This window comes from Streptomyces sp. NPDC107559, assembly GCF_055657365.1.
Genome location: NZ_JBVKBD010000002.1, coordinates 1,070,505 through 1,097,125 on the forward strand (window position 1 = coordinate 1,070,505; position 26,621 = coordinate 1,097,125).

The 26,621-nt window shown below is 71.0% G+C and carries 19 protein-coding genes; 6 read left to right on the forward strand and 13 right to left on the reverse strand.

Going from position 1 to position 26,621, the window contains the following annotated elements; translation table 11 throughout:
• Positions 1 to 147: 147 nt before the first annotated feature.
• Positions 148 to 2,313, forward strand: coding sequence for a RecQ family ATP-dependent DNA helicase (locus ACZ7OY_RS11115; RefSeq protein ID WP_471911116.1), 2,166 nt, complete (start codon positions 148 to 150; stop codon positions 2,311 to 2,313).
• A 318-nt stretch (positions 2,314 to 2,631) separates the two neighbouring features.
• A complete protein-coding gene (locus tag ACZ7OY_RS11120; protein WP_351614289.1) occupies positions 2,632 to 3,252 on the forward strand; it encodes a hypothetical protein in 621 nt (206 codons plus the stop codon).
• Between the two features lie 550 nt (positions 3,253 to 3,802).
• Here the strand turns inward: ACZ7OY_RS11120 and ACZ7OY_RS11125 are convergent.
• The 3 genes from ACZ7OY_RS11125 to ACZ7OY_RS11135 all read right to left on the reverse strand — a co-directional run bounded on the left by ACZ7OY_RS11125 (position 3,803) and on the right by ACZ7OY_RS11135 (position 5,908).
• Positions 3,803 to 4,432, reverse strand: a complete 630-nt coding sequence (locus ACZ7OY_RS11125) for a hypothetical protein (protein WP_471911117.1) — start codon at positions 4,430 to 4,432, stop codon at positions 3,803 to 3,805.
• Between the two features lie 68 nt (positions 4,433 to 4,500).
• On the reverse strand, positions 4,501 to 5,202 hold the full coding sequence (locus tag ACZ7OY_RS11130; protein WP_384727669.1) for a ribonuclease HII: 702 nt from the start codon (positions 5,200 to 5,202) through the stop codon (positions 4,501 to 4,503).
• Positions 5,203 to 5,284: 82 nt separating this feature from the next.
• Entirely contained in the window at positions 5,285 to 5,908 is a 624-nt protein-coding gene (locus ACZ7OY_RS11135) for a TetR/AcrR family transcriptional regulator (protein WP_471911118.1), read from the reverse strand.
• 188 nt (positions 5,909 to 6,096) lie between these two features.
• On the opposite strand from ACZ7OY_RS11135, the gene ACZ7OY_RS11140 reads away from it, so the two are divergent.
• Complete coding sequence (locus ACZ7OY_RS11140) at positions 6,097 to 7,644, forward strand: MFS transporter (protein ID WP_471911119.1); 1,548 nt, start codon at positions 6,097 to 6,099, stop codon at positions 7,642 to 7,644.
• Positions 7,645 to 7,758: 114 nt separating this feature from the next.
• Here the strand turns inward: ACZ7OY_RS11140 and ACZ7OY_RS11145 are convergent, their stop codons facing one another.
• The 3 genes from ACZ7OY_RS11145 to ACZ7OY_RS11155 form a co-directional block, all read right to left on the reverse strand.
• A complete protein-coding gene (locus tag ACZ7OY_RS11145) occupies positions 7,759 to 8,667 on the reverse strand; it encodes an ADP-ribosylglycohydrolase family protein (protein ID WP_471911120.1) in 909 nt (302 codons plus the stop codon).
• 41 nt (positions 8,668 to 8,708) lie between these two features.
• The gene (locus ACZ7OY_RS11150) at positions 8,709 to 9,368 is read right to left on the reverse strand and encodes a histidine phosphatase family protein (RefSeq protein ID WP_471911121.1); all 660 of its coding nucleotides are present in this window, start codon (positions 9,366 to 9,368) and stop codon (positions 8,709 to 8,711) included.
• A gap of 321 nt (positions 9,369 to 9,689) precedes the next feature.
• Complete coding sequence (locus tag ACZ7OY_RS11155; RefSeq protein ID WP_469388716.1) at positions 9,690 to 10,295, reverse strand: YdbC family protein; 606 nt, start codon at positions 10,293 to 10,295, stop codon at positions 9,690 to 9,692.
• Between the two features lie 154 nt (positions 10,296 to 10,449).
• Here ACZ7OY_RS11155 and ACZ7OY_RS11160 point away from each other — a divergent pair, with 154 nt between their 5' ends.
• Complete coding sequence (locus ACZ7OY_RS11160) at positions 10,450 to 10,983, forward strand: TerD family protein (RefSeq protein WP_471911122.1); 534 nt, start codon at positions 10,450 to 10,452, stop codon at positions 10,981 to 10,983.
• A gap of 129 nt (positions 10,984 to 11,112) precedes the next feature.
• On the opposite strand, the gene ACZ7OY_RS11165 is transcribed toward ACZ7OY_RS11160, so the two are convergent.
• Both ACZ7OY_RS11165 and nrdR read right to left on the reverse strand, forming a co-directional pair.
• A complete protein-coding gene (locus tag ACZ7OY_RS11165; protein ID WP_471911123.1) occupies positions 11,113 to 14,004 on the reverse strand; it encodes a vitamin B12-dependent ribonucleotide reductase in 2,892 nt (963 codons plus the stop codon).
• Positions 14,005 to 14,166: 162 nt separating this feature from the next.
• Entirely contained in the window at positions 14,167 to 14,748 is a 582-nt protein-coding gene (gene nrdR / locus ACZ7OY_RS11170) for a transcriptional regulator NrdR (RefSeq protein WP_471911124.1), read from the reverse strand.
• A gap of 613 nt (positions 14,749 to 15,361) precedes the next feature.
• Here nrdR and lexA point away from each other — a divergent pair.
• On the forward strand, positions 15,362 to 16,141 hold the full coding sequence (gene lexA, locus ACZ7OY_RS11175; RefSeq protein WP_351621887.1) for a transcriptional repressor LexA: 780 nt from the start codon (positions 15,362 to 15,364) through the stop codon (positions 16,139 to 16,141).
• A gap of 299 nt (positions 16,142 to 16,440) precedes the next feature.
• Here lexA and ACZ7OY_RS11180 read toward each other — a convergent pair whose 3' ends face one another.
• From ACZ7OY_RS11180 to ACZ7OY_RS11195, 4 genes are all read right to left on the reverse strand, one after another.
• A complete protein-coding gene (locus ACZ7OY_RS11180) occupies positions 16,441 to 18,426 on the reverse strand; it encodes an ATP-dependent DNA helicase (RefSeq protein ID WP_471911125.1) in 1,986 nt (661 codons plus the stop codon).
• Positions 18,427 to 18,588: 162 nt separating this feature from the next.
• Positions 18,589 to 19,413, reverse strand: a complete 825-nt coding sequence (locus ACZ7OY_RS11185; RefSeq protein ID WP_471911126.1) for a GNAT family N-acetyltransferase — start codon at positions 19,411 to 19,413, stop codon at positions 18,589 to 18,591.
• A 94-nt stretch (positions 19,414 to 19,507) separates the two neighbouring features.
• Positions 19,508 to 21,478 carry an IucA/IucC family protein gene (locus tag ACZ7OY_RS11190; protein ID WP_471911127.1) on the reverse strand — a complete coding sequence of 657 codons (1,971 nt, stop codon included), beginning with the start codon at positions 21,476 to 21,478 and terminating at the stop codon, positions 19,508 to 19,510.
• A 380-nt stretch (positions 21,479 to 21,858) separates the two neighbouring features.
• On the reverse strand, positions 21,859 to 23,289 hold the full coding sequence (locus tag ACZ7OY_RS11195) for a diaminobutyrate--2-oxoglutarate transaminase family protein (RefSeq protein WP_471911128.1): 1,431 nt from the start codon (positions 23,287 to 23,289) through the stop codon (positions 21,859 to 21,861).
• A gap of 336 nt (positions 23,290 to 23,625) precedes the next feature.
• Here ACZ7OY_RS11195 and ACZ7OY_RS11200 point away from each other — a divergent pair, with 336 nt between their 5' ends.
• Entirely contained in the window at positions 23,626 to 24,852 is a 1,227-nt protein-coding gene (locus tag ACZ7OY_RS11200; RefSeq protein WP_471911129.1) for a trypsin-like serine peptidase, read from the forward strand.
• A 144-nt stretch (positions 24,853 to 24,996) separates the two neighbouring features.
• On the opposite strand, the gene hflX is transcribed toward ACZ7OY_RS11200, so the two are convergent.
• Positions 24,997 to 26,490, reverse strand: coding sequence for a GTPase HflX (gene hflX, locus ACZ7OY_RS11205; RefSeq protein ID WP_471911130.1), 1,494 nt, complete (start codon positions 26,488 to 26,490; stop codon positions 24,997 to 24,999).
• Positions 26,491 to 26,621 lie beyond the last annotated feature (131 nt).

A 26,621-nucleotide genomic window follows, 5' to 3' on the forward strand; every position in this document is an offset into this window, starting at 1 on the left:
GCCGACAATCTCGCGGATTGTGAAGTTCCGCTTGACCCTGTGGACAACTCCGATCAGGGACACATCATCCCGACGGAACCCCGACGGAACCCGGGCGGATCCCGGCGCAACCGCCGCCTGTCAGTGCGGTCGTGTTGTATGGACCGCATGGAGCACACGAGCAACGCGGATCTGCGGGCGGCCGCCGACACGGTCCTCGCCCGCCTCGTCGGGGACCCCACCGGCGCGGCCCGGCTGCGCGAGGACCAGTGGCGGGCGATCGAGGCACTGGTCGCCGAGAAGCGCCGGGCGCTGGTGGTACAGCGCACGGGGTGGGGCAAGTCCGCGGTCTACTTCGTGGCGACTTCACTGCTGCGGGCCCAGGGCAGCGGTCCCACGGTGATCGTCTCCCCGTTGCTGGCGCTGATGCGCAACCAGGTCGACGCCGCGGCCCGGGCCGGCATCCACGCCCGGACCATCAACTCCGCCAACACGGAGGAATGGGAGACGGTCCAGGGGGAGATCGCCGCCGGCACGGTGGACGTACTGCTGGTCAGCCCGGAGCGGCTGAACAACCCGGACTTCCGCGACCAGGTGCTGCCGAAGCTGGCCGCCGCCACCGGACTCCTCGTCGTGGACGAGGCGCACTGCATCTCCGACTGGGGCCACGACTTCCGCCCCGACTACCGGCGTCTGCGGACCATGCTCACCGATCTCCCGGCAGGCGTGCCGGTGCTCGCGACCACCGCCACCGCCAACGCGCGTGTGACCGCCGATGTCGCCGAACAACTCGGCACCGGGGGCACGTCGGACGCCCTGGTGCTGCGCGGCCCGCTGGACCGGGACAGCCTGAGTCTGGGGGTGCTGGCGCTGCCGGACGCCGCCCACCGGATGGCGTGGCTCGCCGACCACCTGGACGAGCTGCCGGGGTCGGGAATCATCTACACGCTCACCGTGGCTGCCGCCGAGGAGGTCTCCGCCTTCCTGCGGCAACGCGGGCACACCGTCGCCTCGTACACGGGAAAGACGGAGAACGCCGACCGGCAGCAGGCCGAGGACGATCTGCTCGGCAACAAGGTCAAGGCGCTGGTCGCCACCTCCGCCCTCGGGATGGGATTCGACAAGCCCGACCTGGGTTTCGTGGTGCACCTGGGGTCGCCCTCCTCCCCCATCGCCTACTACCAGCAGGTCGGCCGTGCCGGTCGCGGTGTCGAACATGCCGAGGTGCTCCTTCTTCCCGGAAAGGAGGACGAGGCGATCTGGGAGTACTTCGCCTCGCTCGCCTTCCCGCCGGAGGATCTGGTGCGCCGGACCATCGACGTGCTCGCCCACGCGGGCCGGCCGATGTCGCTGCCCGCTCTGGAGCCGTTGGTGGAACTGCGCCGCTCCCGGCTGGAGACGATGCTCAAGGTGCTCGACGTGGACGGGGCGGTCCGGCGGGTCAAGGGCGGCTGGGTCGCCACCGGGCAGCCGTGGACCTACGACACGGAGCGGTACGCCTGGGTGGCGCGGCAGCGGAAGGCCGAACAGCAGGCGATGCGCGAGTACGCGCGGGCGACGGACTGCCGGATGGAGTTCCTCCAGCGGCAGCTCGACGACGAGGGCGCCAAGCCCTGCGGCCGGTGCGACAACTGCGCGGGCGCGCGCTTCGTCGCCGACACGTCCTCCGTCTCGGTGGAGGCCGCGCGCGGCGATCTGGGCCGGGCCGGCGTCGAGGTGGAGCCGCGCCGTATGTGGCCCACGGGACTGCCGGCGATCGGTGTGGAGCTCAAGGGGCGGATTCCCGCCGCCGAACAGGCCTCTTCGGGGCGCGCGCTGGGGCGATTGTCGGACATCGGCTGGGGAAACCGGCTGCGGCCGATGCTCGCGCCCACGTCCCCCGACGGGCCGGTTCCGGACGATGTCGCGAAGGCCGTGGTGGGTGTGCTGGCCGACTGGGCGAAGGGTCCCGACGGCTGGGCCTCTGGCGCTGCGGACGCCCGGCAGCGCCCGGTGGGTGTGGTCACGGTCGCCTCCCGCACCCGGCCGCGGCTGGTGCAGTCCCTGGGCGTCCGTATCGCGGAGGTCGGCCGTCTGCCGCTGCTCGGAAGCATGGAGTACGCGGGGGACGCCGCTGCGGTCTTCCGCAGCAACAGTGCTCAGCGCCTCAAGGCGCTCGACGGGGCGCTGACCGTGCCGCCCGCGCTCGCTGCCGCGCTCGCCGAGGCCCGCGGGCCGGTCCTGCTCGTGGACGACTTCACCGAGACCGGCTGGACGCTGGCGGTGGCGGCCCGGATGCTGCGCCGGGCGGGCGCTCAGGAGGTGCTGCCGCTGGTGCTCGCCGTGCAGGGCTGACCGGGCGCGGGACACGGGGCGCGGGACATGGGGCGCGGGCACTCGAATTCGCCACGCTCCGTTCCCTCACCAGCGCAGAACGGACCGTGCGAAGCCGCCCCGCGTATCACCGGGTGAAACACGGGGTAGGGATATAAGTCACACACGGCTACATACAGGTCGGTGGCCCCATTTGCTCGTTGCCGCATCCAAGTTCGACAGCAAGAATTGAGCTCCGCTCCCCGCACGGCTCGTCCGTGACCAGGTAGGGCTTTGCTGCGGTGCGCGCTCCCCCGAATCCGACCCGCCCGCAGTGGGCGCGTAGCCGAAGGGAGGACCGTGACCTTCGGATTCGCTCCGTCCTCGGCAGCATCGTTGTCGACATCCACGTCCGCCGCTTCCGTCAGCCGCATGCTCGAACCCGCGGAATGGGCCGCCGCAGGGATTCCGCTGCTGCGCAACCCACGAGAGGTCGTCAGCGGCCTCCATTCCCGGCACAGCCCTCGGCCGGCGATGGCGGTCGTGGCGGTTCTCGACCAGGAGGAACGCGTCCAGGCGAGTGCCTCCTTCGTCCGCCGGTCGGCTCCGGCCGACGGCTGGATGTTCCGTAACGCGCTGCTCGCCCAACTACGCCGGGTCATTCCGCACGACCTGCGGCGCCGCACCCCGGTACGCACCGCGGTGCTGCTCTACTGCCGTGAGGGCGACGCCCGCTGGACGGAGGAGGACGGCGCCTGGATGTGGGGGCTGCGCGACGCCTGCACACTGCACGGGCTGCGGTGCGGGGCGTACATCACGCTGACCGACGACGGCTGGCAGGTCTTCGGCGAGGGCCGTGGTGGCCGTCGTCCGCACGCCGACTCGGCGCCGGAACCCTTCGCGTTGTCCGAGATGCCGCCACGTATCCCCCGGACCGGTGGCGCCGCTTCGGAGGTCCTGCTGCGGGCGGCCGCCCGCTGAGGTCCGGCCGCCCGGCGGCACGGGCGGAGTCCGGCCCGTGCGGTCCGGGTGAGCACGGGCCACCGGCGTGGGCACGGACGGCGGGCTCGGCCGCGCCCCGAGAGCGTGCTCCGTACAAGACAGGACACGGTCGCGGACAGCGGGCGTGCACCGCACGTCGTGGCGCCACAGCGGCAGCGGGTCGTGCGTCGCCGCGCCCTCGAGGCGCCGCCGAGCCGCGCACGGCCTCCTGCGAGGTGGTGCGCTTCCGTACGGAGCATGGCTTCCGTACGGAAGCGTGACCTGGCTTCGCCATGGGGTGTCCGTACCGTCCTGACATCGCCGGGACTGCCAGGTGCCGAGAGCTCGCAGGACTCGCTTCCGGCCACAGCGGGGCGGGCGGCAAAGCCCGCCCCACGGCGCGGCCTCCGTGCGGCATTCCCGGAGCGGGCGTGGGCGCGCCCGGAGCGCACGCCCACGGCCGCCCGGGCATGCCGAAACGCCCACCGTGCCGATGCCGCCACGGCGGCACCCCGTCGCTCCGGCGTCTGCCGGAACCGACGTGCTGGATTCAGGCGCCTGCGCCCGGCAGCGTGTTGATCTGCTGCGAGTCACCGCAGACGATCAGCAGCACACCGGCCTTGGCCCGAGCGAGCGACAGCGCGGAGGCGGCAGCGTCGGCCGTGCCGCCGTTGACGGCCACGACGACCACGGGACGGGATCCCGCACGGCCCGCGATGGTGACGTCGGTGTAGAAGACGTCGTCTCGCGCGTCGTGCTGCGCCCAGTAGGAGGCTTCGCCGAAGGACAGCTCGTGAGCGGCCCAGGGGTGCGGATCGCCGGTGGTGAGCACAAGTACGTCACCGGGGACTCGACCCGAGTCCAGGAGCAGATCCACGGCTTCCTCCGCGGCGTCGAGCGCACCCTCGGCCGAAGCCGGGATCAGCTGGAGCTGCGGAGTCGCCGGGGCGGCGGGGACGGGAACAGCGGGGCCCGAAGGTTCGGGCTTGGCCACGTCGCGCGGAGTGCGTTGCACCGGCGGCGCGGGCCGAAGAGGTCCGGGACGACCGGGGCGCGACGGCGCCGCGGGACGTGGTCCGGGTACGGGACGGGGGGTCGGCGCAGTGCGGCCGCTGGCCGGAGTGGCGCGGGGACCCTGGGCACTCTCGTGAATCTGAGGCTCCTCGGGAATGAGAGGCATGAGCTGTTATTTATCAAACATTGGTGCGGCTCGCGTCAGCGGGTGACACATCGACGCGAGCGGAATCGTCAGAAGTCGAAGCCGAGCTGACCCTCGATCTCCGGAACGCGTCCGTCCGCCCAGCTGCGGGCCTTCTTGAGATGCCGCCACTGGGGCAGCGCATCAAGATACGCCCACGACAACCGGTGGTACGGGGTGGGGCCCCGCTCCTCCAGCGCGGCCTTGTGGACGGGCGACGGATAGCCCGCATTGTCCGCAAAGCCGAAGTCTGCATGGTCGATGCCAAGTTCGGCCATCATTTTGTCGCGCTGCACCTTGGCGATCACCGAGGCCGCCGCGACGGCCACGCAGGACCGGTCGCCCTTGATGACCGTGCGCACCTGCCAGGGCGCGCCCAGGTAGTCGTGCTTCCCGTCGAGGATCACCGCGTCGGGCCGGACCGGCAGGGCTTCGAGCGCGCGCACCGCCGCGAGCCGCAGCGCCGCCGTCATCCCCAGGTCGTCGATCTCCTCCGGAGAGGAGTGACCCAAGGCGTACGACGTCACCCACGTCCGGAGTTCCAGGGCGAGTTCGGTGCGCCGCTTGACGGTGAGCAGCTTCGAGTCGGTGAGCCCCTGCGGGGGCCGGCGCAGTCCGGTGACCGCCGCGCAGACGGTGACGGGACCGGCCCACGCACCGCGCCCCACTTCGTCGACACCGGCAATGACCTTCGCTCCGGTCGTGGCGCGGAGGGAGCGCTCGACGGTGTGGGTAGGTGGTTCGTACGGCATGGCGCCCTTAGCCTACGCCGCCCGGATCCCCGTGCGACACCCCGGATTGCCCGAGCGCCCTCGGCATCTCGTCGCAACGCCCTCAGGCACCGGCGGGACGCAGCAGCGGCATCATCAGCTGGTCGATCATCTCCTCGATCTCCAGGTCGCTCCATTCGCTGACGCACATCTTCGATCGATACATCATCATGGCCGGGATGGCGTCGAGGACGTAGCTGCTGACCGCGTCGGATCGGACCTCATTCCGCCCGATACCACGCTCGATGATCTCACGCAGCATCCTTATGGTCGGCTCCACGACCCCTCCGACGATCACCTGATGGAAGCGTTCCGCCTGCGCCTGGTCGCATTCGTGAATCACCGAGCGCAGGGCGAGGCCGGGGCGCGAGAACATCGCCGCACGTGCCTGCAGGCACAGCGCGATCAGGTCCGAGCGCACGCCTCCCAGGTCGGGGGCCGCGTCCAGTCGCGGGAGTCCGGCCTGGAGCGCGTCCGCGACCAGATCCTCCTTCGACGGCCATCGCCGGTAGACCGCGGCCTTGCCCGTCTGGGCACCGGCGGCGACTCCTTCCATCGTGAGGCTGTTCCAGCCGACCGTGCCGAGTTGCTCCAGCGCGGCGTCCAGGATCGCGTGTTCGAGTACGGCGCCACGCCGCCGGAGCGAGGCCGCCTGAGCGGGGGCGGCCGTCCAGCGCGAAGTAACCATCTGAGCGTCTCCAACGTGCAGGGGAAGCGGGCGTTTCCGGGGACAAGTGGGGTGCCGTGCGGCGCCGTTGGGGGACACGCCGGACGGCAAAGCATTAAGTGAACGCTTGCGTTCACTATCGGGGACTCACTACCGTTGACGCGACAGTGAACGCGAGCGTTCACTAACGCTCTTGTGGGGGACCCATCGTGACAACCTCTCAGTTGACCAAGAACCAGAAGCCAGGAGCTGCCCGCCGGGAGGGGCATCCCGGCATAGCGCTCACGGTCATCGCGGCCTGCCAACTCATGGTGGTACTCGACGCGACGATTGTGAACATCGCTCTCCCGCACATTCAAGACGCGCTCGAATTCAGCACGACCGATCTCACCTGGGTGGTCAGCGCCTACACCCTCACCTTCGGCGGGCTGCTGCTGCTCGGCGCGCGGGCGGGTGACATCCTGGGCCGCCGCCGAGTGTTCATGACCGGCATCCTGCTGTTCACCTTCGCCTCGCTCCTGGGCGGACTCGCCCAGGAGCCCTGGCAGTTGCTCGCGGCGCGCGCCCTGCAGGGCATGGGTGGCGCGATCGCCTCGCCCACCTCGCTGGCGCTCATCACCACCACCTTCCCGGAGGGCCCGGAACGCAACCGGGCCTTCGGTGTGTTCGCCGCCGTGTCCGCGGGCGGCGGAGCCATCGGCCTGCTCGCGGGAGGCATGCTCACCCAGTGGCTCGACTGGCGGTGGGTGCTCTTCGTCAACGTGCCGATCGGTGTGCTGATCGCCGTACTGGCCCCGCTCTACATCAACGAGTCCGAACGGCACCCCGGACGCTTCGACATCGCAGGCGCGCTGACCTCGACGGTAGGCATGGCGTCCTTGGTGTACGGCTTCATCCGAGCCGCCGAGGAAGGCTGGCGGGACGGCCTCGCCCGCGGTTCCTTCGGGGTCTCGGCAGTCCTGCTGATCGCCTTCGTGTTCATCGAGAGGCGGGCCCGGGAGCCGATCACCCCGCTGCGGATGTTCAGCGACCGCAACCGCTCGGGCACGTACGTGATCATGCTGAGCCTCGCAGCGGCGATGTTCGGCATGTTCTTCTACATCGTGCTGTTCGTGCAGAACGTGCTCGGCTACAGCCCGATCATGGCGGGTGTCGCCTTTCTGCCCGTGACGGCCGCGATCGGTATCGGGGCCGGGCTGTCGCAACGCTTCCTTCCGGTGCTCGGCCCCAAGCCGTTCCTGCTCACCGGCTCCGCACTCGTGGTGGTCGGACTCGCCTGGCAGTCCCTCATCAGCCCCGACAGCTCCTACGCGGGCGGGGTACTGGGGCCGATGCTGATCTTCGGCTTCGGTATGGGGCTGAACTTCGTCACGGTGACGGTGACCGCGGTCTCCGGGGTCGCCCAGCACGAGGCGGGTGCCGCGTCCGGGCTGCTCAACGCGACGCAGCAGGTGGGTGGTTCGCTCGGCCTGTCCATTCTGACCACCGTGTTCGGCACGGCCAGCAAGAACGAGGCGGAGAAGCAGCTGCCGAAGTTCCTCGCCGACGGTTCGGCGGAACAGAAGGCGGAGTTCGCCAGGACGCACCAACTGCCCGCGCCCTGGGGGCACGAGGTACTCGCCGAGGGCATCTCCACGGCGTTCGTCCCGGCCGCCGCCATGGCCCTGCTCGCCCTGGTGACGGCCTGGCTGGTGATCCGGGTCCGCAAGAGCGATCTGGAGGCGCTCGCGGGGACGGCGGGCCCCACGGCCGGCTGATCCGGTCGGCCCCACGAGGCACCAGGGGTGACCGGACCGCCGACGGTCCCATGACGGGGCCGTCGGCGGTCCGGTCCCCCGCATCGGTTCACGCGGTCCGGCCCCCGCACCGGTTCACGCAGACGTCGGCAGGGCCCAGTCCGGCAGGGCCTCAGTCTGCTCCAGCCAGCCGGCCGGCGGTGCCCCCGCCTTGCCCGCGGCCAGCACCCCGCCCACGATGGCGCAGGTCGTGTCCACGTCGCCGCCGACCTGTGCGGTCGTCCAGAAGGCCTGTTCGTAGTCACCCAGCGCTCGCGCCGCCGACCAGAGGGCGAAGGGCACCGTGTCATGGGCGGTCGTACGCCGTCCGCAGCCCAGCACGGCCGCGACCGTGCCCGCGTCACCGTAGTCCAGCATGCTCCGGGCGCGCCGCAGCCCCGCGCCGACGGCGCTCTTCGGGATCAGCGCGACGACTCCGTCCAGCAGCTCCTCGGCGCTGGGCGGCCCGCCCGGGGCGCCCGCCAGCGCGGCGGCCGCGGCGACGGCCATGGCGCCGACGACGGCCTCACGGTGCTGGTGCGTCGGATAGGCGGAGATCTCCGCCTGGTGGGTCGCCTGCTCGGGATCGTCCGCGTAGTAGGCGCCCAGGGGCGCGATCCGCATCGCGGCGCCGTTGCCCCAGGAGCCCTGTCCGTTGAAGAGCGCCGCGGCCAGCTCACGCCAGTCGCCGCCCTCCCGGACGAGGCGCAGCAGGCGGTTGACCGCAGGGCCGTACCCGCGGTCGAAGTCGTGGTGCTCGGCGAAGGACCGGGCCAGGGCATCCTGGTCGATGCGGTGGTGGGCGGCCAGGACGGCGACCACGGAGCATGCCATCTCGGTGTCGTCGGTCCACTGCCAGGGGCCGGGCGGCAGCTCTCGCTGCTTGAGCAGGGGATAGTTCACGGGTACGAAGAACTGCGAGCCCAGCGCGTCCCCTACCGCCAGTCCGCGCAGGCTCGCCAGGGCGCGGTCCAGGCGCCCGTCGCGTGAGGAATCAGGGGTCATCGCTCTCCCACTCTATCCGGTGATCCCGTACGGTTCCGGCTCTATCCGGTGATCCCGTACGGTTCCGGATCTCGCCAGCGCACGAACGGCCGGTCCAGCGTGTACCGGCCGTCGTCCCCCAGAACGAGCATCCGGACCTCCGCGTTCCCCGGATTCGACAGCGACTCGAATTCCGCGACCGTCCAGTGGAACCAGCGCATGCAGAACAGTCGCATGGCCAGTCCGTGGGTCACCAGGAGCACGTTCGGCGGGTGGTCGGGGTCCTCGAAGCTGCGAAACAGGCTCTCCAGGAAGCCGCCGACCCGGTCGTACACATCGGCGCCGGACTCGCCCTGGGGGAAGCGGAAGAAGAAGTGCCCGTAGGCGTCCCGATAGGTCTTCTGCAACCGCACGTCGTCGCGGTCCTGCCAGTTCCCCCAGTCCTGCTCGCGCAGCCGCGGCTCCTCACGCACGCGTATGAGCTCGGGGTCGAGGTGGAAGGCCTGGAAGGTCTCGTGGGTGCGGCGGTACGGGGAGACGTACACGCTGACGCGCTCGCGGCCGAACACCTCGCGCAGGCGTTTGCCCGTCTCCTCGGCCTGCCGCCAGCCCCGCTCGGTCAGGGCGAGGGCATGGTCGGGTTCCCGCTCGTAGACGGTGTCATCAACATTGCCCGTCGACTCGCCGTGCCGGACAAGGACGATGCGCCGTGGTCGTGCCATGCCAAAACCCTAGATCGAGTGGCGGCCCGGCGAAGACTTCTGCGGCCCGTATACGGCGTAGGTCACACAGAACTCACACCAGGGGCCACATCAGCACCACGTCGACCGAACCGGACCCCGGCCAGGCCAGCCGGGTCGAGGCCGCACGAAAGCACCCGATCAGCACGCCGAGGCCGCACGAAAGCACCCGATCAGCACGCCGCACGCCGCACGGAAGCACGTGATCAGCACGCCGCACGTCGTACGGACATTCGATTCAGTCGCTGTGCCGAGGTCCCTACGACGGCACGGAAGCGCACCCGATCGCCGGGCCGGCGCTCGTCACACCGTCCAGCCCGGCTCCATCTCCACGATGTCCCCGGTCAGCGCGGCGACGTCCGCCTCCAACTGGGCCCGCAGTGCGAGCCGCTCCACCCGCTCGGTGCGGTACTTGCCGTGCTCGGCCTCCGAGCGCCACATGGACAGGACCAGGAACTCGGGCCCCGGCGCCTCGCCGAACAGCCCGCGGATCATGCCGGGCGAACCCGCCATCGCGGGGTTCCAGACCTTCTCCTGCATGAGGGTGAAGTGTTCGGCGCGCTCCTCGTGGACGCGGCAGAGGGCCACCCGGATCAGGTCCGCGTCCGTGAAGCGCGGCTCGAAACCGGTCTTCACGTCGAAGCGGTGGTCGAACAGCTTGACCTGGCTGTCCTTGAACGTGCCGGCCTGGGACGCCGCCAGCCGGTCGTGGGAACGGGCCATGAAGGAGTCGTAGAACGCACGGCTCTCCCAGAACGCGAAGACATGCGCCACCGAGGGCCGTGCCCTGCTCCAGCCCCCGCCCTGCCCCCGAAACCCCGGCTCGCCGAGAAGCCCCGCCCACTTTCGCTGCCCCCGCTCGAAGCCGCGGCGGTCCACCACGGTGCAGCGAATCCACTTGACCAGCACCGCGCCATCGTACGGCCCGGAGCGTGGCGCCCGTCACGGTGCGGCCGAGAGCAACCGCCCGATCGCCACGCGCGCGTGGCAGGATGGACAAAAAGCCCTGCGGAAAGGGCAGTTCGGCCCGAGGACAGCAGGGCGCACGGGGAAGGGGAGTCCGGTGAGCGGCCTCAGCAAAGGCATCCGCAAGGTCGAAGTCGCGCTGAAGTGGGATCCGAGTCCGCCGGGGGAGCCCCCCACCGACCTGGACATCGTCGCCGCGACGTATCTCGCGAGCGATCCGCACGGCACCCCTGCCTACGCGGTGTACTTCGACAGCCGCTCCCCCGACGGCACGATCTACCTCAACCGGGACAGCAAGGACGGCAAGGGGTTCGGCTGGGACGAGGTCATGACCCTGGAGCTCGACCGGCTCGACGCCCGGTACGCGCGCGTGGTGGTCGGCGTCGTCATCCAACAGCGCACCGCCGACCGGACGTTCGTCGGCGTACTCAACCCGGGACTGCGTATCCGCGAGGGCTATGTGGTCCTGGCCGAGGACGACTTCGGCAATGTCCTCGGCGCGACGGCCGCGACGGTCGCGGAGTTCGTCCGCGACCCGTCGGGGGGCTGGACCTTCCGCCCACGCGTCGAGGGTTTCGACGGCGACCCCGCGACCTTCACCCGGACCATGGGCCGGGAGCAACGGCCCTGACCCACACCCCCGTGGCACTGCGGGCGCCGACGGGAAGAGGGGTGCCGACCCATGGTCGGCACCCCTCTTCTCAGGAACCCGGCGTCAAATGCCCCGGCGTTTCAGGGCACTTGCCGCCTGGCCCGCTGGTCAGCTGCAACCGCTGGTCGAGCCGCAGCCCTCGCAGATGTAGCAGGAGCCGGCCCGCTGCATCTTCGTACCGCAGGAGAAGCACAGCGGGGCGTCGGCCTGGATGCCCAGCTGCATCTCCACCAGCTCGGCGCTGGTGTGGACCTGCTTGGGAGCGGCCGGCGCGGGCGCCTCGGCCTTCGGCGCGGCGACGGCCTTCAGGTCCGTCTGGCGCGGAGCGGACTGGGCCAGAGCCTCGACGTCGATCTCCTCCTCGGCCGGCTCGTAGGAGCCGGTCTCGAGGTGGCGCTGGCGCTCCTCGGCGGAGTGGATGCCGAGCGCGGAGCGGGTCTCGAAGGGCAGGAAGTCCAGCGCCAGGCGGCGGAAGATGTAGTCGACGATCGACTGCGCCATCCGCACGTCCGGGTCGTCCGTCATGCCGGCCGGCTCGAAGCGCATGTTGGTGAACTTCGAGACGTACGTCTCCAGCGGCACGCCGTACTGGAGGCCGACGGAGACCGCGATGGAGAAGGCGTCCATCATGCCCGCGAGGGTGGAACCCTGCTTGGACATCTTCAGGAAGACCTCGCCGAGACCGTCGTCCGGGTAGGAGTTGGCGGTCATGTAGCCCTCGGCGCCGCCGACGGTGAAGGACGTGGTGATGCCGGGACGTCCCTTCGGGAGGCGCTTGCGGACCGGGCGGTACTCGACGACCTTCTCGACCGCGGTACGGATGGTGTCCTCGGCCTTCGCCGTGACCTCGGCCTTCTCCTTCTCCTTGGTCTTCGCGGAGAGGGGCTGGCCGACCTTGCAGTTGTCGCGGTAGATGGCGAGCGCCTTGACGCCCATCTTCCAGCCCTCGAAGTAGACCTCCTCGACGTCCTCGACGGTGGCGGTCTCGGGGAGGTTGACCGTCTTGGACAGGGCGCCCGAGATCCACGGCTGGATCGCGGCCATCATGCGGACGTGGCCCATCGCGGAGATGGAGCGCTCGCCCATGGCGCAGTCGAAGACCTCGTAGTGCTCGTGCTTGAGGCCGGGGGCGTCGACGACATTGCCGTGCTCGGCGATGTGGGCGACGATCGCCTCGATCTGCTCCTCCTGGTAGCCCAGGCGGCGCAGGGCCTGCGGCACGGTGCCGTTGACGATCTGCATCGAGCCGCCGCCGACCAGCTTCTTGAACTTGACCAGGGCGAGGTCGGGCTCCAGGCCGGTGGTGTCGCAGGACATCGCGAGACCGATGGTGCCGGTCGGGGCGATGACGGACGCCTGGGAGTTACGGAAACCGTTCTGCTCGCCGAGGCGGACGACGTCCTGCCAGGCCTCCGTGGCGGCGGCCCAGATCGGGGTGTCCAGGTCGTCCATGCGGACGGCCGTGCCGTTGGCGTCGGCGTGCTGCTTCATGACGCGCTGGTGGGCGTCGGCGTTGCGGGCGTAGCCGTCGTACGGGCCGACGACCGCGGCCAGTTCGGCCGAACGGCGGTACGACGTACCGGTCATCAGGGAGGTGATCGCGCCGGCGAGGGCGCGGCCGCCCGCGGAGTCGTACGCGTGGCCGGTCGCCATCAGCAGGGCGCCGAGGTTGGCGTAGCCGATGCCGAGCTGGCGGAACGCGCGCGTGTTCTCGCCGATCTTCTGGGTCGGGAAGTCCGCGAAGCAGATGGAGACGTCCATCGCGGTGATGACGAGCTCGACGACCTGGGCGAAGCGCTCGACGTCGAAGGACTGGTGGCCCTTGCCGTCGTCCTTGAGGAACTTCATCAGGTTCAGCGAGGCGAGGTTGCAGGACGTGTTGTCCAGGTGCATGTACTCGCTGCACGGGTTCGAGCCGTTGATACGACCGGACTCCGGGCACGTGTGCCACTGGTTGATCGTGTCGTCGTACTGGATGCCCGGGTCGGCGCAGGCCCAGGCGGCCTCGGCCATCTTGCGGAACAGGGACTTGGCGTCGACCTCCTCGATGACCTCGCCGGTCATACGGGCACGCAGGCCGAACTTGCCGCCGGTCTCGACGGCCTTCATGAACTCGTCGTTCACGCGGACCGAGTTGTTGGCGTTCTGGTACTGGACGGACGTGATGTCGTCGCCGCCCAGGTCCATGTCGAAGCCCGCGTCACGCAGGGCGCGGATCTTCTCCTCTTCCTTCACCTTGGTCTCGATGAAGTCCTCGATGTCGGGGTGGTCGACGTCGAGGATGACCATCTTCGCGGCGCGGCGGGTGGCACCACCGGACTTGATCGTGCCGGCGGAGGCGTCGGCACCGCGCATGAAGGAGACCGGGCCGGAGGCGTTGCCGCCGGAGGAGAGCAGCTCCTTGGAGGAGCGGATGCGGGAGAGGTTCAGGCCGGCGCCGGAGCCGCCCTTGAAGATCATGCCCTCTTCCTTGTACCAGTCGAGGATCGACTCCATGGAGTCGTCGACGGCCAGGATGAAGCAGGCGGAGACCTGCTGGGGCTGCGGGGTGCCCACGTTGAACCAGACAGGGCTGTTGAAGCTGAAGATCTGGTGCAGGAGGGCGTACGCCAGCTCGTGCTCGAAGATCTCGGCGTCGGCGGGCGAGGCGAAGTACTTGTGGTCCTCGCCGGCCTTCCGGTACGTCTTCACGATGCGGTCGATCAGCTGCCTGAGACCGGTCTCGCGCTGCGGGGTGCCGACGGCGCCCCGGAAGTACTTGCTGGTGACGATGTTGACCGCGTTCACCGACCAGAAGTCGGGGAACTCGACGCCACGCTGCTCGAAGTTGATCGAGCCGTCGCGCCAGTTGGTCATGACGACGTCACGGCGCTCCCAGGCCACCTCGTCGTACGGGTGCACGCCGGGAGTGGTGTGGATGCGCTCGACACGCAGCCCCTTGTTCGCCTTGGTGCCCTTGGCGCGGGAACTCCGTGCCGGACCGCTCGCCGTCTCTGTCATGCCGCCTCCCATTACGGGCAAAACGCCCTGAAGTGCCCCGGTGTTCCCGTGGCACGGTGTTCTCTCTGGTGTTGCGGGCACCCTCGTGCTGCCGCCCGCAACAAGTCTTGGATCGCCGCCGTCGGCCGGTTCCGGTGCCTCCGCCCGGTTCCGGCCCGCCGGTCAGTCGGCGACGGGGGCGGGCTCGGGGACCTGACCGGTCCCGCCGCGCCCGCGCTGGTCTTCCCGGCTCCCCGCGGCCGCGCCGCCCTCACGGCACTCGCAGCCCTCGCGGTCCTCGTTGACCGCAGCGGGGTGTCCGGTGTGTTCCCTCAGTTCCGTGATCGCGGCCTCGAAGTCCTCGAGCGAATCGAAGGCGCGGTAGACCGAGGCGAATCGCAGATACGCGACGAGGTCGAGTTCCTGCAACGGGCCGAGGATGGCCAGTCCCACGTCGTGGGTGGTCAGCTCGGCGCTCCCGGTGGCCCGCACGGCCTCCTCGACCCGCTGGCCGAGCTGCGCGAGCGCGTCCTCGGTGACCGGCCGTCCCTGGCAAGCCTTGCGCACGCCGTTGATGACCTTGGTCCGGCTGAACGGTTCGGTGACCCCGGACCGCTTCACCACCATCAGCGAGCATGTCTCCACGGTCGTGAAACGACGGGAGCAGTCGGGGCACTGGCGGCGCCTGCGGATCGACGTGCCGTCGTCGGTGGTACGGCTGTCGACGACGCGACTGTCGGGGTGCCTGCAGAAGGGGCAGTGCATGAACTCCGAACCCTCCTCACAGCAGACTCAACATCCTCGACGGTCCTCTCGGACCCCTCGAAGCAGCCCCAAGCATAGGCGATGACCGAGCGGCGCGAGACCCATGGGACCACAACTTCTGGGCCAGGACAGCAATCCAACCACTAGATGTGGGGCTTGACTCATACAAACACGCCGAACATGTGTGTGGGGTGCGGATTGGCACGTGCCGGACGCCCCTACCACCTCGCAGGACGCGCGGACCCGGCTCTTCACCCGGATGCGCGGGCGCCCTGCGCGGCGAACGGGGGACACGGACGTACCGTTTCGGCACCGACAGGGATAGCGTGAGCGGCACACGGAGGGGCACGGCACTCCTGCACGGAGACACGAGCGCTTCACGGTCGACGGGACCGCGGATGGCAGACTGGGGCGACACCCCGGCAGGTCGTCGACCCCGACGAAGAAGGGTACAACGAGCGACCCCTTCACCCGCCGGGCAGCGCGTCAGCCATACACCCAGACACATGATCGCGGCAGTGAATCCACGATTTTTCACTCGAACGTGTGTTTGGCGCAACCTTTCGAAAGCAACTACCGTTGTCCAGCAGGGAGACCATCGAGAGGGGCCGACGTGACCACCACCGCAGACAGTGCCACCATCACTGACCAGGACCGCTCCCAGGGCCGACTCGAGCCGGTGCATGCGATGAACGAAGCCACGAGTCCCGAGGGGCACAAGCGCTCCCTGCCGGGCCGACCTCCAGGGATCCGGGCGGACAGCTCGGGGCTCACCGACCGACAGCGTCGGGTGATCGAGGTCATCAGGGACTCGGTGCAGCGGCGGGGCTACCCGCCGTCGATGCGGGAGATCGGCCAGGCGGTCGGCCTGTCCAGCACCTCGTCGGTCGCACACCAGCTCATGGCACTGGAGCGCAAGGGCTTCCTGCGGCGCGACCCGCACCGCCCACGCGCGTACGAGGTCCGCGGCTCCGACCAGGCCGCCTCCGTGCAGCCCACGGACACCGCGGGCAAGCCGGCCGCGTCGTACGTCCCCCTGGTGGGCCGTATCGCCGCCGGTGGCCCGATCCTCGCCGAGGAGTCCGTCGAGGACGTCTTCCCGCTCCCGAGGCAGCTGGTCGGTGACGGTGAACTGTTCGTCCTGAAGGTCGTCGGCGACTCGATGATCGAGGCCGCGATCTGCGACGGCGACTGGGTCACCGTCCGCCGCCAGCCCGTCGCCGAGAACGGCGACATCGTCGCGGCGATGCTCGACGGCGAGGCCACCGTCAAGCGCTTCAAGCGCGAGGACGGCCATGTCTGGCTGCTCCCGCACAACGCGGCCTACGAGCCGATCCCCGGCGACGACGCGACCATCCTCGGCAAGGTCGTCGCCGTGCTGCGCCGCGTCTGAGCACAGCGGCGGGTCTGTCGCACCGACCCGCCACCTGACTGGGCCCCGGGACCCCTGCGCCGGTTCCGGGGCCCTGCGTTGTCCGGAGATCGATCCCGACCACTGCGGCAGGACCTGCCACGGGCTCCTGCACGGTGCTGTGGGGCGGCCGACACGGGCGCGCGGGTGGGGCCCGGCACGGGGGCGGGGCCCGGCACGGCACGGGGGCGGGGCCCGGCACGGCACGCGGGTGGGGCCCGGCAGGGCACGCGGGCGGGGCCCGGCACGGCACGCGGGTGGCGCGGGCCGGGCCACGGCCGTCACTCCGTTTCCGACTGCCTCGCCGCCGCGTCGATGGCCGCCAGCGACCTGCGCACCTGGTTACGGTCCGTGGTGTACCAGAAATCGGGCAGTGACGCCTTCAGATAGCTTCCGTAGCGCGCGGTGGCCAGCCGCTGGTCCAGTACGGCGACCACACCCCGGTCGCCCGAGGCCCGTACGAGACGGCCGGCGCCCTGGGCCATGAGCAGGGCAGCGTGCGTGGCCGCGACCGCCATGAAGCCGTTGCCGCCCGCGTCCTCCACCGCCTTCTGCCGGGCGCTCATCAGGGGGTCGTCCGGACGCGGGAACGGGATCTTGTCCATGACGACCAGCTGGCAGCTCGGACCGGGCACGTCGACGCCCTGCCACAGCGACAGCGTGCCGAACAGGCACGTACGGGGATCCGCCGCGAAGTTCTTGATCAGCTCGCCGAGGGTCTCCTCGCCCTGGAGGAGGATCGGGAACTCGGGCATCCGGACGCGCAGATCCTCGGCGGCCAGCTGGGCCGCGCGCATGGAGGAGAAGAGGCCGAGCGTACGGCCGCCGGCCGCCTGGATCAGTTCGGTCAGCTCGTCGAGCATGTCCGCCCGGTCACCGTCGCGCGCGGGACGCGACAGGTGCTTGGCGACGTAGAGGATCCCCTGCCTGGGGTAGTCGAAGGGGGATCCCACGTCGACCCCCTTCCACTGGGGGACGTCCTCGTCGTCCTTGCCCGCCGTGCCCTCCGGAGCGAGACCCAGGGAGGCGCCCACGCCGTTGAAGTCGCCGCCGAGCTTCAGTGTCGCGGAGGTCAGCACCACCGACCGGTCGGCGAAGAGCTTCTCCCGCAGCAGGCCCGACACGGACATGGGGGCCACCCGCAGGGAGGCGCCGAAGCGGTCGTGCCGCTCGTACCAGACGACGTCCCACTCGGAGCCGTTCACGATCCGCTCGGCCACGTCGTGCACGCTCTCCACCGAGGCCAGGGCCTGCTTGCGGACCGCGTCCTCGTCCTGGACGGACTTGTCGCGGGTCGCGCCGATGGCGGAGATGACCGTACGGGCGGCGTCGCGCAGCGCCATCAGCGCGTAGCCGAGGTCCTCCGGGATCTCCTCCAGTCGGCCGGGCAGCGCCAGCTCCATCAGCCGTTCGAAGCCCTCGGCGGCGGTCTGGAGCTGGTCGGCGGCCTTCTCGTTGACGAGCTTGGCGGAGCGGCGCACCGCGCGGTTGACCTGGCCGGGAGTGAGCTCGCCGGTGGCGACCCCGGTGACCCGCGACACCAGTTCGTGCGCCTCGTCGACGATCAGCACCTCGTGCTGCGGGAGGACGGGGGCGCCCTCGATGGCGTCGATCGCGAGCAGTGCGTGATTGGTGACGACGACCTCGGCCAGCTTGGCCCGCTCCCGCGCACTCTCCGCGAAGCACTCCGCGCCGTACGCGCACTTCGTGGCGCCCAGGCACTCCCGGGACGAGACCGACACCTGGCCCCAGGCCCGGTCGGAGACGCCGGGGGTCAGGTCGTCGCGGTCGCCGGACTCCGTCTCGTCGGCCCAGTCGCGCAGGCGCAGCAGGTCCTGACCCAGCTTGCTGCTGGGCGCGGCCGCCTCGAACTGGTCGAAGAGGCCCTCCTCCTCGTCCTGCGGGACACCCTCGTGCAGACGGTGCAGGCACAGGTAGTTCGATCTGCCCTTGAGCATGGCGAACTCCGGGCGGCGGCGCAGCAGCGGGTGCAACGCGTCGACCGTGCGGGGCAGGTCCCGCTCCACGAGCTGGCGCTGGAGGGCCAGGGTGGCGGTCGCCACGACCACACGCTCCCCGTGCGCGAGCGCGGGCACGAGATAGCCGAGCGACTTTCCGGTGCCGGTGCCTGCCTGGACCAGCAGATGGGAACCGCCGTCGATCGCCGCCTCGACGGCTTCGGCCATGGTCACCTGGCCGGGGCGCTCGGTGCCGCCGACAGCGGTGACGGCAGCGTGCAGGAGTTCGGGGAGGGAGGGCTTCGTCATAGCTCGACCACCCTACGGCTCGGCACTGACAAACGGGCGATCAAGCAGGGGATCGTGGCCGACGGCGCAGGCGCGTGCCGGGTCGGTCGCGGAGCTGAGGGGGGAGTCAAGGTGTGGGGCTTCTCGTGTCGGGGTCGACTGTGACGGGTCGGCGGCAGGGCGTCACATGAGATGGCGGCGACTGCGGTCCCGGACCATGAGCGCGGCCCGCTTGGCGGGCAGGTCGATCTCGGCGAAGAACCGGAATCCGGCGCTCAGGAATGCCGCGACGGAGGGCGTGTTGCGCAGATCGGGTTCGGCCACCACGCGTGCGGCGGCGGGACACCGGTCGAGGGCGAGGTCGGCGACGGCCCTGAGCAGGGTGCCGCCGAGCCCTCGTCCGCGGTCCGCGACACCGCCGATCAGCAGGTGGATCCCCACGTCGTGCGGTCGCGCGGGGTAGTACCGGGCGAGCGGATCGAGGTCGGCGCGGTAGATCTCCCAGTAGCTCATCGGGGTGCCGTCCAGCAGCCCGAGACAGGGCACGTCACGCCCGTCACCGGCGAGCAGGGCGAGGAGGTGGTCCTCCGTCGCGGCCGGAGAGCCGGCCAGGTGCCAGAAGGCGGCGACGGCCGGATCGTTCATCCAGGCGCCGATGAGGGCGAGATCCCGGTCGACGCCGACCGGCACGAGACGGAACTCACCAACGGGGGTGGTCACCGGACCCCAGTCGGCGACACCGCCGAGCAGGTCGCCGCCGTTCGCCTCGTACGGCCCCGCCGGTGCCGTGCCTGCCACCCCGTCCGGACTCCGTCCCGGGTCGCGCCCGGCCCCCTCCCGGGCGATGAACGCGAGCAGTTCGTCGGGCAGCCGCAGGTTCAGCGTGTCCTCGGTGCCCTCGGTGACTGCGGTGTCCGCGGCATCCGTGACGTGCGCGATGTCCGCGATGTCCGCGATATCCGCGGCGGGGAGGGTGTCGGCTTCAAAACCGGCGTCGGTGGCAGGCACGGCGACGCTCCTCTCAGGAGTGGGGCTGGGGCATGTTCCTCGGGCGCGAAGGGGACGGCGAAGGTCGGGGGACGCGAACGTCCGGGGGCAGGGGTCAGACGTGCAGGGGGTTGGCGATGGTGACGTAGACGGACTGGGTGTCCACCGGGCCGACGAGTTCGTCCAGGCCGTGCAGCCGGGTCAGCAGATTGGCCTTGCAGCGCAGGACCGGTGAGTCGAGGAGCCGGGCGGGCAGGGAGGTGGGCAGCCGGGCCGGGCCGGTGGCGACGGACTGGAGGAAGCGGCGGAAGGCGGCGAGCAGCAGCCGCTCGTCGGCCAGGCGCTGGGACCCGAACGCGCCGATGAGACCCAGGACGTTGTTGATCGCGAGGTAGTACACGAAGCGCTCGTCGGTGACCTCGTCGGAGACGAAGGTGCCGCTGTGCTCGCCGATGCCGGGCAATTGGGCGTCGAGTTCCGCGCGCCGGGACTGCCGGAAGTAGTAGCCCTGGTTGTCGCGGTACCGGCCGCCGGTGGGCCAGCCGTCGCTGTCCAGCAGGACCAGCGTGTTCTGCTGGTGCGCCTCCAGCGCGATGCCCGCGTGTCCGTCGAGCCACAGCACGGGCCGTACGACCTGTTCGAGGTAGCGCAGGAACCACTCGGCGGCCACGGCTTCGCGGGGGCGGCCGGTCCGGCCGGCGAGGCGGATGACGACCTCGGCCAGCCGGGAGCGCGCCCCGGGGCCGCCCGCCCTCCGGTGCCCGGCGCCGCCCGGGATCCCGTCCGGGGCCGGGCGGTCGTCGTACGGGCGGGGCGAGACGAGCCCGGCCACGCAGGCGACGTCGTCCCAGGGGGTGAACGGGTTGTGCCTGATCACCACGTCGAGTCCGTTCACCGGGTCACCGTCCGGGCCGTCGACGGCGAGCCAGGCCGGGTCGCGGACGATGTCGAAGCCCGGGTGCGCGGCCCGCCACCGCTTGGACAGTCCCGCCCGCAGCAGACGGTGCACCTCGACGCCGCGGTGCAGCTCTTTACGGAGGTTCTCCCGGCGTGAGTTGGTGATGCGCAGGCCGAGGGAGAGTTTGAGCATGGCGGGTGCGCCGGACCGGTGGACGGTGCGCACCGAGGAGGTGGGGTGCCAGGGAGAGCCGTGCGGGCCGAGATCCTGGAGCAGACCGGCCTCGAACAGGGCCGCGGTCTCGGCCCGGTGGCGGACCTCCTGGGCCTGCCAGGGGTGCAGGGGCAGGGCCGCACGGCCGTCGGGCAGGGGCAGCCCGGTTCCCGCGAGCTCCGTGGCGAGGGCGGCCGCGGAGACGGTACGACCGCGCTCGGTCCAGGCGGAGTCGGTGGCGAGGACCGCGGGGTCGACGGCGAGCCAGTGCAGGGGGTGCGATCCGCGCAGCTCGGGTGAGTACAGCCGGGCTTCGGCCGCGGAGAGGCCCTCACGGCTCTTCGGGGTCGGATGCATCGGATGCCCCAGCACGAGTGCCTGCTCGGCCGCGAGGAAGAGGTCGGTGGCGTCGTCGGGCCGTTCCCTGCGCTCACGGACGAACAGGGCGGTACGCCGGACCGAGTCGGCGACCTGGGCGACCAGGTCCGCGGCTGTCCCGGCCCAGGTGTCCGCGTCGGCAGCCGCCTCGGCATCGGCGACGGCACCGGTGCTGCAACCGGCGGCGACTCGGGGGCGGGACCTGCCGGGGGTCTCGCGGGTGAGCAGGGCGGTGATCGTGACCGCGTCGGCGGGCGGGGACTGGGCAGGCGTGCCGGCCAGGCGCGGAGGACCGAAGCGGTGCCAGCCGGTCGGGGACCAGTAGCGGACGGGGACGAGCAGGGCCGTGGCGCTGGTGGGGAGGGGGATGCGCAGGACGCCGTCGTCCGGTGCGGACAGGCCGGACTCGCGTACCCAGCAGCGCAGCAGGTTCTCGACGGCGGCGGCCTCGGCGGCGGTGTGCGGGTCGGGATGTTCCAGGAGGTCGCCCGCGGCGGCGGACACCCGGTCGACGTCCGGGATGCCTTCGGCCGCCCCCACCGCTTCCGAAGACACCTCGACGGTCAGGAGCCCGCCCGTGGCCGGGAGTCCGTCCATTGCCGAGGCTCCGCCCGCGGCCGGGACCTCGTCCGCCGCCGGGAATCCGCCCGCAGTCAGGCGGCCATCCGCAGTCAGGCGGCCATCCGCAGTCAGGAGTCCGTCCGCTGTCGGGGCTCCCTCGTGCTGCCGGGGGACGGAGCCTTCGCCGAGACCCGTGTCCACGGCGGGCTGGGGCGGCGCCTCGGAGGGGTCCGGCATCGGCACGGAGATGGCATGGGGGGTGGTGTTCAAGTCGGTTCCTCACGGGTGTTCTGGCGTGGTGCGGCGGCGACCGGTGTCCGGGCGGGGTCTGCCGCGGGGGCATGGCCCCGACGGGAACGCGGCCCCGCACGCCCGGCACGGAACACCGGCCGCACAGGTGAGCCGTCCGTCGCTCGCTACCCCGCGCGCTCGGCGCGGTCGCCCTGACCGCGCCGGCGGCCCTGCGGCACCGGCGCCCGGTCCGGGGCCGCGCGCTTCCTGGCCGCCGACGCCACCGCGTCGGCGAGCCGGTCGAGCACGGCGGAGGCCTGGTCGTCGGTGATGGTCAGCGGCGGAAGCAGGCGTACGACGCTGGAGTGGCGGCCGCCGAGCTCGACGATCAGGCCGCGTCGCAGGCACTCCCGCTGGACGGCTGCCGCGAGTTCGGGATCCGCCGGGCGCGGCCCGTTCGCGGAGGCGCCCTCGTCCCCGTCCGCGTCGGCCTCCGCCTCCGCGTCCACCAGTTCGACGCCGATCATCAGCCCGCGCCCCCGCACATCCCCGATGCACGGAAAATCCCGCGCCAGGTCGCCGAGTCGGGTCAGCATCCGCGAACCGAGGGTGGCCGCCCGTTCGGAGAGGCGGTGTTCGCGGACATGACGAAGGGTCGCGGTGCCTGCGGCCATGGCGAGTTGGTTGCCCCGGAAGGTGCCTGCGTGGGCACCGGGTTCCCAGACGTCGAGGTCGTCGCGGTAGACCACGACGGCCAGGGGAAGACTGCCGCCGATGGCTTTCGAGAGCACCATCACGTCGGGGGTGACACCGCTGTGCTCCACCGCCCAGAAGGCGCCGGTCCGGCCGACTCCGGTCTGGATCTCGTCGGCGATCAGCGGGATGGACCGGTCGGCGGTGATCTGCCGCATGCGCCGCAGCCAGGTGTCCGGCGCGGGGATCACCCCGCCCTCGCCCTGGACGGGTTCGAGGATCATCCCGGCGGGCAGACGCACGCCCGACTTGGGGTCGTCGAGGACCGACTCGGTCCAGCGGGCGGCGAGTTCGGCGCCCGCTGGACCGCCGATCCCGAACGGGCAGCGGTAGTCCTGCGGATAGGGCAGACGGGTGACCCGGACGTCGCAGGCGCCGCCGGAGGCGGCGAGGGCTCCGGCCGTCATGCCGTGGTAGGCGCCGGTGAAGGCGAGGACGCCGGAGCGGCCGGTCGCGGCCCGTACGAGCTTGAGCGCGGCCTCCACCGCATCCGTGCCGGCCGGTCCGCAGAACTGCACGCGGGCGCGGTCGGCCAGCCCGGGAGGCAGGTTGTGGAACAGCTCGGTGACGAAGGCGTCCTTGACGGGGGTCGCGAGGTCCAGGACGTGCAACGGCGCGCCCGAGTCGAGAACCTTGCGGATCGCGTCCAGGACGACCGGGTGGTTGTGCCCCAGGGCGAGGGTCCCGGCGCCGGAGAGGCAGTCGAGATAGCGGCGGCCGTCGGCCCCTTCGATGGTCAGCCCGCGGGCCCGCACCGGCACGATCGGCAGGGCACGTGCGTAGGTGCGCGCAGCCGACTCGCGTGCGGACTGCCGCCGCAGGATTCCCTCGGTCACCGCCACGGCTCCCACTCCTCCCCGCATGCCCCCGCGCAGTCCCCACCGGTAACAACCGCGGACCGCCCGCCGGGTTACGGCCTGCTCCAAGATCCTTGCCGCGCCGGGGCCTTCGGGGGACATCGCGGCACCGCACGACGCACCCGGAGACCGACGTCACGGCAGACCGACGGCCCTCGGCACAACCAGGTGTGAACGGCCGCCAATTCGGCACCTCCCTGAACGACTGGGCAGGTCAGGCGCCTTGTAGCCGAACCGTTGCCGATCCGTCGGCGCTCCCCCACAGCGAGCGCATAGTGTGTGTTGCCGTTCCCACGGCGCGTGTACCGCGCCAAGTCGTTTCCGTTCAGGGGGAGTCAGACCATGCGATCCATACGGCCGTCGTTCACCGCTCGACGTGGGGGGAGTGCGCGCCGCAGGACCTCCCCCGTGCCGGCGGCCATCGCCCTGGCCTCGGCGCTGGCGCTCACCGCCACCGCGTGCTCGTCGGGCGACACGGACGCCGGGAGCCAGGTCTCCGCGTCGGCCTCCGCGACCGCCGGCGGCGACGACAAGATCAAGATCCCGGACGACATCAAGGACAAGCTCAAGAAGCACGGGATCGACATCGACAAGTGGAAGGGCGGCGCCTGGAAGAAGTGGGACAAGGACGACTGGCTGCGTGAGGCGCAGGACTACGTCAACCCGATCATCGAGGGGCTGTGGAGCTCGGACCGGATGCGGGGCGCCGACGATCCGGACCAGGGCGTGGACGAGAACGACCTCTCGGGTGACCAGGGCGTGACCGACCCGACGCCCGCGCCGGTACGGGCCACGTCGGTGGCGCCCGAGTACCACGCCAACGCCCCGGAGGCGGGCAAGGTGTTCTTCGACTCCCCGGAGGGCACGATGGTCTGCTCGGCGACGGTCGTGCAGGACCCGGCCCACCCCGGCAAGTCCAACCTGGTGTGGACGGCGGGCCACTGTGTGCACGCGGGCAAGAAGGGCGGCTGGTACCGCAACCTCGCGTTCGTGCCGTCGTACAACAACGCGGGTGACACGGCGCAGCAGTTGCAGACCGCGCCCAAGGAGGAGGTCGCTCCCTACGGTGTGTGGTGGGCGGACTGGGCCCAGACCTCGGACCAGTGGATCGACGGGGGCGGTCCGACGGGCGGCGACGGAGCCCCGTACGACTTCGCCGTCATCCATGTGACGCCGGAGAAGGGCGGCACGGGCAAGTCCCTGGAGGAGACGGTCGGTTCGGCGCTCCCGGTGAACTTCGACGCCCCGGCCGTGCCGAAGGTCGACAGCATCACGGCGACGGGCTTCCCGGCGGCACCGCCGTACGACGGTCAGACGCTGTACCGGTGCCAGGACAAGCCCGGCCGGCTGTCGATCAACGCCTCGGACCCGACGATGTACCGGATCGGGTGCACGATGACCGGTGGCTCCTCGGGCGGCGGCTGGGTCGCGACCGGTGCGGACGGCAAGCCCGCGCTGGTGTCCAACACCTCGATCGGCCCGGTGACCGCGGGCTGGCTGGCGGGTCCGCGACTGGGCCCGGTGGCCAAGAACGTGTACGACTCGGTCAGCGACAAGTTCGCCCACTGACCACTGACCACTGACCACTGACCACTAGCCACCGGCTACCGGCTACCGGCTACCGGCTACCGGCTACCGGCTACCGGCTCGTCGTACGCGAAGGCCCGCCCCCTTGGAGAATGTCTCCCGGGGGGCGGGCCTTCGCGCGGTCGGTCAGAGCGCGGGAGCGGGCAGGTACGGCGCGAGGTCCGCCGCGAGCTCCTCGTGCACCCGGGCCTTGAGCAGGGTGCCCTCCGGGGTGTGCTCCTCGGAGATCACCTCGCCCTCGGAGTGGGTGCGGGCCACCAGCTTGCCGTGCGTGTAGGGCACGAGCGCCTCGATCTCGACCGAGGGCCTGGGCAGCTCGTTGTCGATCAGCGCGAGCAGCTCCTGGATGCCCCGGCCGGTACGGGCCGAGACGGCGATGGAGCGCTTCTCGATCCGCATCAGCCGCTGGAGCGTCAGCGGGTCGGCCGCGTCGGCCTTGTTGATCACGACGATCTCGGGCACCTGGGTGGCGCCGACGTCCCTGATCACCTCGCGTACGGCGGCCAGCTGCTCCTCCGGGACCGGGTGCGAGCCGTCCACCACGTGCAGGATCAGGTCGGCGTCGCCAACCTCCTCCATGGTGGAGCGGAACGCCTCGACCAGGTGGTGCGGCAGGTGCCGGACGAACCCGACGGTGTCGGCCAGCGTGTACAGCCGGCCGCTCGGTGTCTCGGCCCGGCGCACGGTCGGGTCCAGGGTCGCGAACAGGGCGTTCTCGACCAGGACGCCCGCGCCCGTGAGACGGTTGAGCAGCGAGGACTTTCCGGCGTTGGTGTAGCCCGCGATGGCGACGGACGGCACCTTGTTGCGGCGTCGCTCCTGCCGCTTGATCTCACGGCCGGTCTTCATCTCCGCGATCTCCCGGCGCATCTTCGCCATCTTCTCGCGGATCCGGCGCCGGTCCGTCTCGATCTTGGTCTCACCGGGACCACGGGTGGCGAGGCCGCCGCCCTTGCCGCCGCCCATCTGGCGGGACAGCGACTGACCCCAGCCGCGCAGCCTCGGCAGCATGTACTGCATCTGCGCGAGCGCGACCTGCGCCTTGCCCTCTCGGGACTTCGCGTGCTGGGCGAAGATGTCGAGGATCAGGGCCGTACGGTCGATGACCTTGACCTTGACGACGTCCTCGAGGTGGATCAGCTGACCCGGGCTGAGCTCACCGTCGCAGATGACGGTGTCCGCGCCCGTCTCGAGGACGATGTCGCGCAGCTCCTGGGCCTTGCCGGAGCCGATGTAGGTGGCGGCGTCGGGCTTGTCGCGGCGCTGGATGACGCCGTCGAGCACGAGCGCTCCGGCCGTCTCCGCGAGGGCGGCGAGCTCCGCGAGGGAGTTCTCGGCGTCGGTCACGGTTCCGGAGGTCCAGACACCGACGAGCACGACCCGCTCCAGCCGGAGCTGGCGGTACTCGACCTCGGTGACGTCCTCGAGCTCGGTGGAGAGACCCGCCACGCGGCGCAGGGCCGCGCGCTCGGAGCGGTCGAACTGATCGCCGTCCCGGTCCCCGTCGATCTCGTGGCTCCAGGCGACGTCCTCTTCCATCAGGGCATCGGCCCGAAGACCTTCGGGGTAGGCGTGCGCGAAGCGCTTGGTGTCCTGGGAAGAGGAAGAAGAGGAGGTCATTGGATCCTTACGTCGATCGTGATTCGGGTTCGGCGACGGAGCGCGATCCGTCACACCTCACAACGTTCGAGTACCCCGGGAGATTCCCGGCCACTCGTGAACAAGGAGGGCGGACCGCCGGGCGCGCCGCC